The organism is Niastella koreensis GR20-10 (assembly GCF_000246855.1).
Lineage (GTDB): Bacteria > Bacteroidota > Bacteroidia > Chitinophagales > Chitinophagaceae > Niastella > Niastella koreensis.
Genome location: NC_016609.1, coordinates 6,317,528 through 6,331,374 on the forward strand (window position 1 = coordinate 6,317,528; position 13,847 = coordinate 6,331,374).

The window sequence follows — 13,847 nt, forward strand, 5'->3', positions numbered from 1 at the left end:
CTAGTTAACCTGTCAACGTGTCAACACGTCAACCAATCAACTTATCTTAACAATATTGCTGTTCCTTTTCTCATAACAACTTTACCGGTATAGTCAGTTCCTTTGGCCATCCAAACATAGGTACCCGGGTCTTGTGGTCTGCCGCTGAGCGAGCCGTCCCAACCAGACTCGGCTGAATAACCTCTGTATACCATCTGGCCCCAGCGGTTGAAAACGCAGAAATAATCGAGGGTGGCTATACCAACCGGTATTGGCCGTAATACATTGTTGCGGCTGCCACCCGGCCGGAATGCATTGGGCACAAAAATATCAGGCGCCGTTTTAAATACTTTGATATTGATGGTATCGAGATCGTAACACCCTTCGGCGGTATAAGCTTTTAACTGGTAGCTGAAATTATCATCCAGCACAGCAACAGGGTTATAAACATCGTTCCGGTTAAGGTGCAACGGTGGTTGCCATTCATAAAAATCAGCCCCCTGCCCGTTTAATTGCAATGGCTGGCCCACCACAACGGAGGTATCTCTGCCCGCAAAAGCAATGATCTCATTTTTCACCTTCACTACAATGGTATCTCTGCCGGGTTTGGGACAGCCCAACGTATCATACACACTAAGCACATACGAAGTTGTTCTCTTGGGCCAGGCAAGTGTGTTCAAACTGTTTGGATTGCTTAAGGTACTAATGGGGCTCCAGATAAAGCGATAGCCCACCATACTGGCATGTATGCTGGCCGTATCGTCATAACAGATCAGCGTATCGGCTCCTGCCCTGGCTATGGGGTATGGGACGGTATACAGAGTTACATCATCTGCCGCAGAACACTTCCCAATATGCGCCACCACATGATATTTGGTGGTTGCTGTTGGCCGCACCCAGGGCTGTTTTACATTGGGATTATCAAAATAGCTGGGAATATCCGAAGTCCATTCAAACTTCAAACCATCGGTTTGCGGATTCAACTGAACTGTATCCGTAAGGCAGATCGTACTGTCTGCTCCGGCATCGAGGGTTACAAAATCAACCACCCGCACCCGTACATCGGCTGTATTCACACAACCATTTTCGTTTAAGGTAACGGTATAGGTAGTGGTAAGCTTGGGCCACACCAGCGGCGTGGCTGTATTTGCATTCATGATATTATAATTGGGCGCCCAGGAAAAGATCCCATTTCCACCGGCGATCAGCTGCAGGGTATCGATGCTGCATATAAGGGTATCGGTAAACGGAAGAGGAATGGCTGGTTTATCCCGCACATCGGCCGGGTTGGTGATGGTGGCCACACAACCTTTGTCACTCTCTACCGTAAGCGTTACTGTTTTAATCCCGGTAGTGCTGTACTTCCAGGTTGGGTTTTGCAGAGTAGATACATCGGTGTTGGTGGTTTCGTCACCAAAATTCCAACTCCATTTAGCTGCATGCCCATATTTTGAAGTAGTTTGATCAATGAACTGCAAAGGCAATAACAGGCAACTGCCCTGTACCGAAAAAGCGGGGAAGAAACCGGGATACACTTTGGCCAGCGTTACTGTCTGGTCTTCACACTGCCCGGCCAGCACTACGTGCAATTTAACGGTATAAGTACCTGTATCGGCATATTGGTGCTGTACCTTGCCTTCCAGATCGGTAGTAGTTGCAGGAGGTGTACCATCGCCAAAATCCCAGGTGTATACCGAGCCGGCGGGGTTTACCTGTTCATTTTTAAAAGTTACCAGGAAGTCGTCGCAAAAAGAATAATTGGGGTTCAACAGGGCTTCCAGCGGAATACAATCCGACACCTTCACATGCACATCTTTGCGATGGATATTGATCAACACACCCCTGCGGTATTCATATGCACAAACCGTTATCACATACTGTCCGATGGTGGAAGGCGCAATTCCACTGATAACACCTGTTTTGGAATTAATAGTTACCTGGTTGCCAAGAGGCGCACTCCCATTAAAAGGTGACTGGTAATTCAATGATGAATAGGGCGGTGTGGAAGCTACAGCGGGGCTGGGCTGGCTCGAAGAGGCGCCAATAAAACCGTTGCAAAAGGTATAGGCAACGGAATCGGTACCATCAGGCTCAGTAGCCGCAAAACTCAAAGTAAAATTACTGCCGCGGCAAATGGCGGTAGCATCATTGGGTAAAAACCGGGGGCTTGAATTTTTATAGGCATCCGGCAAAACACTGGTGCCGGGAATTTCGCACATATAGGTAGCGCCCACAGCATTACTGGGGGGCTGCACATTTACAATATTATTGATACGGCAACAACGCTGATAGGCAATTGTATATCCATCGCTATTAATTGGCACCGTAATAACTGTGGAAAACGAGCGCACCCGGTAACAAACATCTGTAGGTGGATTGCTGATACAGGGATTGGAAGCAGGATCGAACTTCAGAAACACATCGCCAACGTAGGGGGCCTTTGCAGTAGAATACTGCCTGTTAGTAGATTTATCGAATATGGTCAACCCAATCTCGGTGTCAAGCTGTCCACTGCTGGTGGCATTACAGTCGATATATAACTTTAAAGTAACACGGTATTGAGAAGTATTGGCATCACTTCCCGGTCCCAGGTACTCATAAAACATCTCCCCACCTTTGATGTGCTCAGCAAAGAGGGACTGGATTGTTCCAAAAAACAATAACAAAGCTATCGCCAGGGATCTTCTCATTAGGCTGGGCTACAACACTGTTTACGTTATACAAATTGGCCATGCATCAAAAACTCTTCAACGAAAACATTACTTAGTTCAGGTTCTTCCCACATTCCCATATGGCCGGATTGTTCAAGTGTATGAATATATGACAATCCAGGCATATAACATTGTTGCAATATCTGTTCATATGGGATCGTATTATCTAATTTTCCCATGATGAACAAAACAGGGCGGGAAAAGTTTTTGAGAACATGCGTTCGGTCAGGACGCACGATCATAGCCTGGTAGTAATTTACGAGCGACAGGCCAACAAAGTTGGTGTAGCGGGCTAATAATTTATGCACCAGTTCGGGCTGCTGTTTTTTCGATAAATCGGAGAAAAGATTGGGATAAGACTGCTCTAAAAATTTAGTGGCACCATATTGCTGAATGAATTCGATGCCCCGGCGGCGGGCAGTCTTTTTTTCTTCACTATCGGCATATGCCGTAGAATGAAACAACCCAAACGATTGCAGCCTGTCAGGGTATTTTTCTGCAAAGGCCAGCGTAATATATCCACCCATACTATGGCCGATCATGCTGGCAGTTTTTATATTTTCCTGATCAAGGATGTAACAAATGCAGTCGGCAAAATATTCCATTGACCAGTCAGCATCATTCAGGGGCGAACGGCCACTGCCAGGAAGATCGGGGATGATTAGTTGAAATTTGTTTTTTAAATATTCTACCTGGTGCTCCCACACAGTACCATCTTCAGCAAAACCATGTACCAACACAACCGGCTGCCCCTGCCCTTCTATCCGATAAAATACCGGTTTATCATTTAGAAGAATATTGTTTTCTGTTGCCATGGCCTGAAGGTACTACAATTCAATATTGATCGCTTTGGCGTTATGGAAATTGTTTGGGATGTTCGTAGTTACTCGGTTCCCCGCCGGTAAATTTCCGCGGAAATAACTCCGCACCAATATAATGCTCAGCAGTGGTAATACGGCAAGATTAATTTGTTGTGGAATAAAGAACCAGCAAAGGGTAAATAAGGCAGTAAGCATAAATACTATTCTGAAATATTGTTGCAGCCACTTTCTTTTTAAATACACCACAAAGGCAACAAAGAAATGCGTAGGCAATGCCCAAAGCACATTAAAATTATTGCGGCAAACCGTATCAACCCTGATGATCCATAAGGTTACGGTCAATAAACCAAAGACGCCTATGCAAAGAAAAAAGAGGCTGTCAAATACGTTCAGAAAACGCTGCGCCCATTTGTTGTTGCTGAATGACAACAGGGTAGTAATAATAAATAAAATAACAAATAACAGCATGGGAGTAACCAGGTTCTCCGCAGGTGGTACAGGAGGTGCGGAAACAACTGTCTGCGTACCTGCTACCAGTGGATGACCGTCGGCCGTAGCATTGTCGAGGGCCTTCATCAGGTAATCTGGTAAAAACATCGACTGGTCGTTGGTTACCCGGGCATCGAAATTACTTCCCAAACAGAGATCTATGCCGAATTTGCTCCAGCTTTGTTTGCTTTTATCGAGATAGGTATGTATAAGGTTTCGGTAAGTAGGTCTTTTTTCGGGGAGTATATTCTTAAATACTACTGAAGCGCCTGTTTTCTGCTCAATCACATCGCGGGCGCGGGTAGTACAGTTATCGGTATGAAAGTAATAATTGTAATACCGGTTTTCTTCCAGGGCGTTTTGTTGCAGGGCTGCATACATCTTTTGTTTCTGCTCACCTGTCAATTGTAATTCCTGTTCTATCACTCCGCGGCTTTCGGCCTGGTATTCCTGTAAAAACTCCTGGTAAGAATAATTGGAAAGGGCATACCGCATAATACCCCTGGTGAATTTTGCATAAAAGTTGGGATCGCGGTCGTCGAAAGTACCGTAATTGTATACCATGTCTATACCGCGAACGCTATCGGTAACCCGCAGGGCAGTATGACCAAATATTGAATACAGCTCCACACCCGGGCTACAGGTAAGCAGGCTGACGCGCAAATGGCTGGTATCGGACTGAGCTCGGGCATTTAAACAGAACAGCGGCAAAACAAACAATAATAATCTACGGAACTTCATCAGACTTAGTTTAAAAAAATTACAGGTTACAAGTTTCAAGTTACAGGTTTTAAGTTCGAGACTCATGATTAAGTCTAAAACCACCTGCCTTCCCTGGAACATGTAACCTGCAACCTGGAACAAAAAAACTATCTTCTACTATAGTTCGGTGCTTCTCTTGTAATTTCTATATCGTGTGCATGGCTTTCTTTCATGCCGGCATTGGTAATGCGAACAAACTGCGCCTGCTGTAAAGCTTTGATGTCTTTTGCACCGCAATATCCCATCCCGGATCTAAGGCCACCAACGTATTGATAAACGATCTCGCTCAGGTTTCCTTTAAATGCCACCCGGCCTTCAATACCTTCAGGTACATATTTCTTGATGTCGGCTTCCACATCCTGGAAGTAGCGGTCGCCACTACCCTGGCTCATGGCACCCAGTGAACCCATTCCGCGGTATTGTTTGAATTTTCTTCCTTCATATATAATGGTATCACCAGGGCTTTCTTCGGTCCCGGCAAAAATGCTACCCATCATTACCATATTGGCGCCGGCGGCCAGCGCCTTTACCATATCACCGGTATAACGGATACCACCATCGGCAATTAACGGAATACCTAATTTATTTAAAACAGAAGCGGCCTCCATAATAGCTGTGATCTGCGGAACGCCGGCTCCGGCTACGATGCGGGTAGTACAAATTGAACCGGGTCCAATACCCACTTTTACGGCATCTGCACCTGCTTCGGCCATGGCCTTTGCACCGGCAGCAGTACCTACGTTACCAGATATTACCTGCAGTTTTTTGAAACTCTTTTTCAGGGTCTTCAACGCATCCAGCACTCCTTTACTGTGGCCATGCGCGCTGTCCAGACAAACCACATCTACCCCAATTTGCTGCAGTGCGGCAGCCCGGTCCAGCAGGTCGCGGGTAATACCCAGCGCTGCGCCCACCAGTAAACGGCCGTATGAGTCTTTTACTGCATTGGGATAGCTCACCACCTGCAGAATATCACGGTAGGTGATCAGTCCAAACAAGGTACCGTCTTTTTTAATGACGGGTAATTTTTCAATTTTATGTTGTTGTAAAATCTTCTCTGCTTTTTTAAGCGTAGTGCCTTCGGGAGCGGTCACCAGGTTTTCGTGGGTCATTACCTCACTGACAATGCGCTTATTATCAGTCTCGAAGCGCAGGTCGCGATTGGTTAAAATGCCAACCAGTTTTTTATTATTATCAACGATGGGAATACCGCCGATCCGGTTTTCTTTCATTAACCGCTGGGCATCGGCAATGGTGGCATCTTCATGCAGGGTAATAGGGTCGAAGATGATCCCCGCTTCACTTCTCTTCACTTTCCGCGCCTGTTCAACCTGTTTTTCAATGCTCATATTCTTGTGCAGAATACCTAAACCGCCTTCGCGGGCCAGGGCAATTGCCAGGTTAGCCTCTGTTACCGTATCCATGGCGGCCGATAACATGGGAACATTTAATTTAATATTTTTGGTAAGCCAGGTGCTTATATCAACTTCTCTGGGTAGTACTTGTGAATAAGCGGGAACCAGTAAAACGTCGTCAAACGTTAAACCTTCACCAAAAAACTTACTTGACTGGGGGGATTTTTTCTGTGGAGCACTATTTCTTGTTGCCATGTGCAAAGATAGGATGGCTCCCCAATACGCTCCAAATGAAATTTTAATGACCTCATTTTTTACTTTATGATAAAATAATTAGTATTTTAGCGCTAAACTTATTAGTCTATGTCAACGGCCGGTAAAAATCTGAAGTATCTGCGCAAACTGCGCGGATGGACACAGGAAGAATTTGCCACCAAATTACAGATCAAACGCTCCCTGTTGGGCGCTTATGAAGAAGAGCGGGCAGAACCCCGCATCGATGTACTGGAACTGGTGGGTGAATTGTTCAAACTCACCCTGGATGAGTTGTTGCTGAAAGACCTGGCAGATACCCGGGGCAATTACCTGGCTAAACGACGCGCACAAAAATTAAGCGCAGGAACTAATGAAATACAGTTTGTACCGGTAAAAGCAGCCGCCGGTTACCTGGCTGGTTATGCCGACCCGGAATTTATTGATGAACTGAACACCTTCACCCTTCCCATGCTGGCGCCCGGCCAATATCGTGCGTTTGAAATTGTGGGCGACTCCATGTTGCCAACCCCCAGCGGTTCCATTATCGTTGGCGAAAAGGTAGAAGACATCAACGATGTAAAGAACAGCTTCACTTATATAGTTGTATCGCGCAACGAAGGTATTGTGTACAAAAGAGTGATGAAGAACAACCGCACCAAGAACAAGTACACCCTTGTGAGCGACAACCCCACCTATCAGCCTTACCAGGTAAATGGCGAAGACATCATTGAAGTTTGGAAAGCCATGATGATCATTGGAAAGGCCAATGCACAACCGCACTGGAATGTAAATCAACTGGCCAATGTAGTTAATACATTACAGGAGCAGGTGAGTTACCTGAAAAAGAAGATAAACTAAGTTGACAGGTTGACAAGGTAACTGGTTGACGAGATAGATGTAAGCTGCCTTGCAACTTGAAACGTGTAACTCGAAACCTGGGTTCGCCCCATTTACTGCAGCATCACTTAACTGGGTAACCTGTGCCCGGTGACTGGTAACTGGCAACTGGTAACTTTTCCAGCAGCTATTATTCAGTTATATTTGTCATGAACTTCATATATGTAACAATGTTTGAAGGGGCCTGTCTACGCGCGACCAGACATTCCCGCCAGTAATTTGAATACTTCCTTTCCTATTTCCTACCCCCACGCACATCACCGGTTGTGATCAATTCAACCGGAATGGCGGCTATACCTATTGTTGAGATTACCCCCTATGTGGTAAAAGGCATTCTATATGACCGTTTTCAAAATGACTGTCTGGCAATTGCTATGCTGTTTACAACGATCTGTGTTTAAAAGCCTGATCGTTACATTATCATTCTTTATGTATACCGGGTTGTTTGCACAACCCAAAATAACCCAGGCTATACCTGTTGGCCAGGCGCCGCGCATCGATGGGGCATTAGATGATTCCGTTTGGCAAAACGCCCCGGCAGCGCTTGACTTTGTTACCAACACACCCGTGTATGGCAAACCGGCTTCGGTAAAAACAGTCGTGCGGGTATTGTATGATAACAATGCGATATACATCGGTGCATACCTGTACGACGATCCGGCCGTTATCAGGCGCCAGTATACGCCCCGCGATAATTTGCAAAAAGCGAATGTTGATTACTTTTCTGTTTTCCTCGATACTTATAAAGACCGGCAGAATGCCTTTCAATTCCTGGTAACCGCCCGCAATGTACAAACCGATGCCCGGGTAAGCGCTAACTATACCGGTAATGAGGGAATGTATGGCGATGCCAGTTGGGATGCAGTATGGGAAAGCAAAGTAGGGTTTCGTTCCGATGGCTGGGTGGTTGAAATGCGCATCCCGCTTTTTTCCATTCGCTTCTCGCGTAAAACAGCCGCCGACTGGGGCATCCAGTTTATGCGCTTCAGCCGCCGGTTGAATGAAACCTCCTTCTGGAACCCGGTAAACCCCGCCATAAGCGGCTTTGCCAACCAGTTTGGTGATATTACCGGGTTAAACCAACTTGTACCACCACTACGATTGAGCTTTTCACCCTATGTTAGCGGTGGCTACCGGCAAACGCCCCACAACAACAGCCAGCAACAATATGAAACGCTTAAAAGCGGCGGCATGGATGTGAAATATGGCATCAATGAAAGCTTTACCCTCGACGCCACGCTTATCCCCGACTTTGGCCAGGTAGTGTCTGATAATGTAGTCAATAATCTCAGTCCGTTTGAGGTCAGGTTCCGGGAGAACCGCCCCTTCTTTACCGAAGGAACTGAGCTGTTTAATAAGGCCGGCATCTTTTATTCGCGCCGTATTGGCAAAACTCCCGATAAATATGATACCCTGGAAGATAAAGTCAACTCCGGGGAGCTGGATGGCTATCAACTGATAAAAAATCCATCGGTAACCCGGTTATACAATGCCGTAAAGTTTTCAGGCCGAACGGCCGGTAACCTGGGCATTGGGGTTTTTAACGCCGTTACCGAAAACGTAAAAGCCATTCTGCGTAACCGCGACACCGGAAAAGATTCTACTGTAATTACCGAACCGCTTACCAACTACAATATTATTGTGCTTGACCAGGCATTGAAAAACCGTTCTTCCATCACCTTTACCAATACCAATGTACTGCGTAACGGCCAGGAACGCGATGCCAATGTAACTGGGCTGGATATTGCCCTGTACAATAAGGCCAACCGGTATGGACTGGTGGTAAAGCCAAGATACAGCATGGTGCGGAATGGCCCCGGCAGGTACGATGGTTTTGCCAATCACCTGGAAGCCGGTAAAGTGAGCGGAAACCTGCAGTTCTCCTACACCAACGAAGTAAGAACCGCCCAATACGATCCCAACGACCTGGGTTTTCAGTTATCGCCCAACGCCTTTGCAAATACAGGTGCGGTTAGTTACAATATTTACCAGGCAACACCTGCCTTTTTAAATCAGAGTTATAGGATTGCCGTGAACCGCGATTACCTGTTCAAACCATTCACGTATCAGAAAACCTCATTCGAAGCCTCGTCATATTGGTTATTTAAAAATTTCTGGAGCCTTACGCTTACCGCCGATATTGCCCCCTGGTGGTATACCGACTTCTTTGAAATGCAAACGCCCGCCAGTCTTTTTCAAACACCCCGGCAACCATTAAAACGGGCGCCTTATTACAACCTGTTTATAGAAGGTAATACCGATAATCGCAAGGCACTAATTGTAAGCTGGTTGATTGGTGGTGCAGAAGGTCCGCTGCCGAATGATCCTTTTTACGGAATTCAGTTAGCCCTGCGGTACCGGTTCAGCGACAAGCTTATATTGGAAATGAGTTACAAACGGCAATACGATAATGGGCAATATGGTTATGCATTTGTTCGCGACCCGCAAACGCAGGCGCCCATCCTGGCCCGGCGTAAATACACCGATGTAACCGGTGTATTCAGTGGCGAATACAATTTTACCGCACGCATGAACCTTACCTTCAGGGCCCGTCATTACTGGAGCCGCTTACAAAATACCAACCTCAACAACGTGCTGGCAGATGGATACTGGACGCCCAGTTACGATCTGACGCCCCGCGATTATAATATCAATTACAATGCGTTTAACCTGGATGTATTTTATACCTGGGACTTTCGTTTAGGCAGCCGGTTAATAATTGGCTGGAAGAACTGGCTGGGAAAAGATTATGAATATACCCTTAGCCCCACTGGCTATAAACATTACGCTGCCAATGCCCGCCAGTTATTCAACACCCCGCATGGCAATGAATTCACTGTCCGGTTCATTTACTTTTTGAATTATCAGCAGCTGGTGAACAAGTGATCAGAGCTCATAGATATCTTTAGCCGTTCTAAAGGTGTTGCAATGCGCTTCTACAATAGTTTTTATGTCGGGGGAGTAACCGCCGCCCATGGCCACCACACAGGGAATGCGGCGTTTTTTTAATTGCGAGAAAACCAGTTCATCCCGGCGACGGCAACCTTCCATGCTTACTTTCAGTTTGCCAAACTTATCGGTTGATAAAATATCCACGCCAGACAAATAGAAAGCAAAATCAGGTTTTATTTGGTCCAGCAGGGTGAGCAGGTTGCTTTGCAGCAGGCTCAGGTACAGCCCATCTTCGGTGCCATCGTTCAGTGCAATATCGAGATCGCTTTTTTCTTTATGAAAAGGGTAATTATGGGCGCCATGCATACTGAAAGTAAACACCCGGGGCTCATGTTCAAAAATACTGGCGGTGCCATTGCCCTGGTGTACATCCAGATCGATGATAATGATCCTGCGCGCCAGTTCTTTTTTAAGCAGGTAATTGGCGGCCACCCCAAAATCGTTCAACAGGCAAAAGCCCTCTCCCCTGTCGGTAAATGCATGATGCGTACCGCCTGCCACATTTAGCGCCACCCCATGTTCAAATGCATAATCACAACAGTCAATGGTACCCTGGGCAATCACAAATTCCCGCCGGGTTAACTGAGGCGATTGCGGAAAACCAATGTGCCGCTGCTCACGGGCCGATAAAGTTTGTTGCTGTAATTTTTGTACATACGCTTCATCATGCGTCCATAATACAATCTCATCATCACAAGCCGCAGGTGCAAATAAATTATGCGATGTTATGGTGCCTTCGTATAACAATTGTTCGGGAATCAATTCATATTTAAGCATGGGAAACCGGTGCCCCTCCGGCAATGGGTGCGCATAAATAGGATCATATGCTATTTTCAGTAAGGGTGATGTAGGGCTCATTGCAACTGTACGATATTGTCGTTTACGATGGCAAAAACATTTTCTTCATCTTCCGGTCTAACGATTGCAATACCGGTAAACCGGCTGAATGCGGGCAACACGCAAAATGCTTTTGCAAAGTAAAAACAAGGAAAGCTCAACGATTGTTTGGCCGCACCCCGTAACCGGATACCCGGATGAATATGGCCAGAGAAAAAGTAGTCGGTATCATTGGGAGTTACAGTATCCAGGTCGTGCCGGAACCGGAAAGCGCCTAGCTGTAATTCCTCGTCAATAACATGAATATTACATTGCTTATACCAGCTTTCGTGCAGAATATCGTGGTTGCCTTTCACCAGGTGAACCGGCAGATCGGGAAAATCGTGCCGCCACCGTTGAAACAACTCCAGTTCTTTGTTCTGATGGCTGTGAAAAAGATCGCCCACTGCAATTATTTGCCGGGGTTGAAAATACTGGATCAGGTGTACCAGCCGCTGCAGGTCTTCCTTATACACCGCCTGGGGCACGGCAATTCCTGATTTGCGAAAATGCCCGGTCTTGCCAAAGTGAAGGTCCGAAACAATAAGGGCTTTCTCTTCTTCCCAAAAAACACTTCTGTGTGCTGATAACCAAAGTTGTTGATCTAATAATTTATACGAAACCGGCGCCTGCATGCTGCAAGGTATTTCAAAATCTATTTAGAGCGGTCCTTTTTCAGCAATCTTATTGCGCAGGTCTTTAGCCCAGGAAATCAGGACTTCTTTTTCGGGAGCAGTCAGTTTGGCATCTTTATGGATCCACAGGTAGCTGTCCAGCGGCATTTCTCCCTTCTCGACCTGTTCGCCTACTTCTTCCATTTTATGGTTCTGCCGTTTTGAGGTATAGGCGCCGAATTCAGAAAAATTCAATTCGTCTTTTCCTTCGTTCACATGATGCTGCATCCACCAGCCTACCGGTTGAATATTTGTATACCAGGGATAACGGGTATTGTTACTATGACAGTCGTTACAGGCGCGTTGTAAAATATGGGCCACCGTATCGGGCACCGTATAATGGCGGCTAATGTCGTTGGGGGAAACAGCTGCCGACAGGTTACGGGCAGGACGAATAAACTGGATAACGATCAGCAATACAAGCAGAGCGGGCACTATTTTTTTCTTCATACCGAACTGAATTTAGAAATGAAAATAAATAAAAGCGATGAAAATTCGTGCGGGAGTTGGTATGAGTTTACTATTCGATATTCAATATTAATCTATGAGTTTGTTGCGCATACCGTACATGATCAGGCCGGCAATGGTTTTAGCGCCTACCTTCGATTTCATGTTCTGGCGAATGGTTTCAATGGTGCGGGGGCTCAGGAATACTTCTTTTGAAATTTCCTCGGTGGTTTTATCGGCCGCCAGCAGCTTCAGGATCTTGATTTCTTTTTCGGAAAATTTTATGGGGTTGGGGTAAAACTGCCGTACCTGTTTTTTGGTTTGCAATTTCGACAGTACCGCTTTATTTACCAGATCATTAAAGTAAAAGTCATCATTCATGCAGGTGAGTATGGCCTGATAGATCTCGTCAGGGTCAGAGGTTTTGGTGAGGTAAGCGTTGGCGCCCATTTCCATCATCTTGGTGATCATTTCCTGTTCGTCGTACATGGTAAGAACCAGGATCTTTACATCGCTGTATTCCTTACGGAGTATCCCAATCGCATTCACCCCATCTATTTCGGGCATACGAATATCCATCAGTAAAACATCTGGTTTTTTGATCTGCATTTTGTGCATCAGATCTTTACCATCTTCGGCTTCCCAAAGAATCTTCAGGTACTCTTTTCCTTTAAGAGCCATTTTAATGCCGTCGCGAAATATCTTGTGATCGTCGGCAAGTGCTACTTTAATAACCAGTTCAGTGCTCATAATGGGTAAGGTTGGCTTATTAATGGGTTATAAGTTGTTCCTTTTCTGGTCAAATATGCCCTACCGTTTAAGCCCCTTAATGGTTGAGTTTTCATACCGTCCGGGGCCCTAACCTGGGGCAATATCGCATAAAAAAACCATTTCACTCACATCGTAAACGTTAGTTTACCACGATCAATAGAAATAGTACCAGTTTACACGCGACGTTTTTTACGTATTTACCGGTAATTCCCGAATTTTTAAAATAGAGCGTTTCCGCTATTGCGAACAGGCAGGTGGCCAATTACTTTTGTTTCAGAAGTTGATTGATAAGGAATGGCAACCTTAAAACATCCAATATCACGATCACCGTCCATAAAAGTATTTCCAACAATCTTATGAATGCCGCCTGTCAAATCCAATATCGGTCAACTTCTTCTGATTTTTTTTAACCACTCTACTTCAGGCAATTACCTCGTCCTAACAATACAAAGTCATACCCTTTCGAAAACATAGTTCAATTGATACCTGTTTTAAAATCAGTTGTATTGCAATCAGTGTCTGCCGGTAAATAAGAAAAGGAAAATTTTACTGTAAGCGCTGCTCTTTGCGCTGCCCCGTTTTTAAAATCCACACACGCTGCTTAAGCACTAATCCTACGATACTTAAGCAATTACACTTATTCACATGTGTGAATAACCATCCCCCGATTGTAGGTTATACGAACTTTAGCAATGGTAAATATACGGTATATTACGAGAAATTTTCCCCATTTTATATCGTAATACTTCTTAGAAAATCCCCTCAAAACGCAGGCCCATAGAGCATTTCGAGCAAAATTACAGCTTTTACGGGTGCTCGCAACCCGTTGTATATCTTTTTTTTTGGAGGTTTCTTAAC

General features: G+C 45.6%; 10 protein-coding genes. 2 read left to right on the top strand and 8 right to left on the bottom strand.

Going from position 1 to position 13,847, the window contains the following annotated elements; all coding sequences use genetic code 11:
• Positions 1-41: 41 nt before the first annotated feature.
• From NIAKO_RS25010 to guaB, 4 genes are all read right to left on the bottom strand, one after another.
• Positions 42-2,669, bottom strand: coding sequence for a PKD domain-containing protein (locus NIAKO_RS25010; protein ID WP_014221241.1), 2,628 nt, complete (start codon positions 2,667-2,669; stop codon positions 42-44).
• 26 nt (positions 2,670-2,695) lie between these two features.
• The gene (locus NIAKO_RS25015; protein ID WP_014221242.1) at positions 2,696-3,505 is read right to left on the bottom strand and encodes an alpha/beta fold hydrolase; all 810 of its coding nucleotides are present in this window, start codon (positions 3,503-3,505) and stop codon (positions 2,696-2,698) included.
• 12 nt (positions 3,506-3,517) lie between these two features.
• Positions 3,518-4,741, bottom strand: a complete 1,224-nt coding sequence (locus NIAKO_RS25020; protein WP_049815606.1) for an Lnb N-terminal periplasmic domain-containing protein — start codon at positions 4,739-4,741, stop codon at positions 3,518-3,520.
• A gap of 128 nt (positions 4,742-4,869) precedes the next feature.
• Positions 4,870-6,372, bottom strand: coding sequence for an IMP dehydrogenase (guaB, locus tag NIAKO_RS25025; protein WP_014221244.1), 1,503 nt, complete (start codon positions 6,370-6,372; stop codon positions 4,870-4,872).
• Between the two features lie 108 nt (positions 6,373-6,480).
• On the opposite strand from guaB, the gene NIAKO_RS25030 reads away from it, so the two are divergent.
• Both NIAKO_RS25030 and NIAKO_RS25035 read left to right on the top strand, forming a co-directional pair.
• Entirely contained in the window at positions 6,481-7,230 is a 750-nt protein-coding gene (locus NIAKO_RS25030) for an XRE family transcriptional regulator (RefSeq protein WP_014221245.1), read from the top strand.
• Between the two features lie 378 nt (positions 7,231-7,608).
• Positions 7,609-10,155 (top strand): DUF5916 domain-containing protein, encoded by a 2,547-nt coding sequence (locus NIAKO_RS25035; RefSeq protein WP_014221246.1) that lies wholly within the window; start codon positions 7,609-7,611, stop codon positions 10,153-10,155.
• On the opposite strand, the gene NIAKO_RS25040 is transcribed toward NIAKO_RS25035, so the two are convergent.
• The 4 genes from NIAKO_RS25040 to NIAKO_RS25055 form a co-directional block, all read right to left on the bottom strand.
• Positions 10,156-11,079, bottom strand: coding sequence for a histone deacetylase family protein (locus NIAKO_RS25040; RefSeq protein ID WP_014221247.1), 924 nt, complete (start codon positions 11,077-11,079; stop codon positions 10,156-10,158). It lies immediately after the preceding gene.
• On the bottom strand, positions 11,076-11,732 hold the full coding sequence (gene pdeM, locus NIAKO_RS25045) for a ligase-associated DNA damage response endonuclease PdeM (protein WP_014221248.1): 657 nt from the start codon (positions 11,730-11,732) through the stop codon (positions 11,076-11,078). The genes NIAKO_RS25040 and pdeM overlap by 4 nt, the downstream gene beginning before the upstream one ends.
• Before the next feature lie 24 nt (positions 11,733-11,756).
• The gene (locus tag NIAKO_RS25050) at positions 11,757-12,221 is read right to left on the bottom strand and encodes a heme-binding domain-containing protein (protein WP_014221249.1); all 465 of its coding nucleotides are present in this window, start codon (positions 12,219-12,221) and stop codon (positions 11,757-11,759) included.
• A gap of 87 nt (positions 12,222-12,308) precedes the next feature.
• Complete coding sequence (locus NIAKO_RS25055; protein ID WP_014221250.1) at positions 12,309-12,968, bottom strand: response regulator transcription factor; 660 nt, start codon at positions 12,966-12,968, stop codon at positions 12,309-12,311.
• Between the last annotated feature and the right edge of the window lie 879 nt (positions 12,969-13,847).

Coding starts and splice junctions, on each gene's coding strand:
- pdeM (WP_014221248.1), bottom strand. CDS start 11,732: ATGCAGGCGCCGGTTTCGTATAAATTATTAGATCAACAACTTTGGTTA.
- guaB (WP_014221244.1), bottom strand. CDS start 6,372: ATGGCAACAAGAAATAGTGCTCCACAGAAAAAATCCCCCCAGTCAAGT.
- NIAKO_RS25015 (WP_014221242.1), bottom strand. CDS start 3,505: ATGGCAACAGAAAACAATATTCTTCTAAATGATAAACCGGTATTTTAT.
- NIAKO_RS25055 (WP_014221250.1), bottom strand. CDS start 12,968: ATGAGCACTGAACTGGTTATTAAAGTAGCACTTGCCGACGATCACAAG.
- NIAKO_RS25035 (WP_014221246.1), top strand. CDS start 7,609: ATGACCGTTTTCAAAATGACTGTCTGGCAATTGCTATGCTGTTTACAA.
- NIAKO_RS25020 (WP_049815606.1), bottom strand. CDS start 4,741: ATGAAGTTCCGTAGATTATTATTGTTTGTTTTGCCGCTGTTCTGTTTA.
- NIAKO_RS25010 (WP_014221241.1), bottom strand. CDS start 2,669: ATGAGAAGATCCCTGGCGATAGCTTTGTTATTGTTTTTTGGAACAATC.
- NIAKO_RS25040 (WP_014221247.1), bottom strand. CDS start 11,079: ATGAGCCCTACATCACCCTTACTGAAAATAGCATATGATCCTATTTAT.
- NIAKO_RS25050 (WP_014221249.1), bottom strand. CDS start 12,221: ATGAAGAAAAAAATAGTGCCCGCTCTGCTTGTATTGCTGATCGTTATC.
- NIAKO_RS25030 (WP_014221245.1), top strand. CDS start 6,481: ATGTCAACGGCCGGTAAAAATCTGAAGTATCTGCGCAAACTGCGCGGA.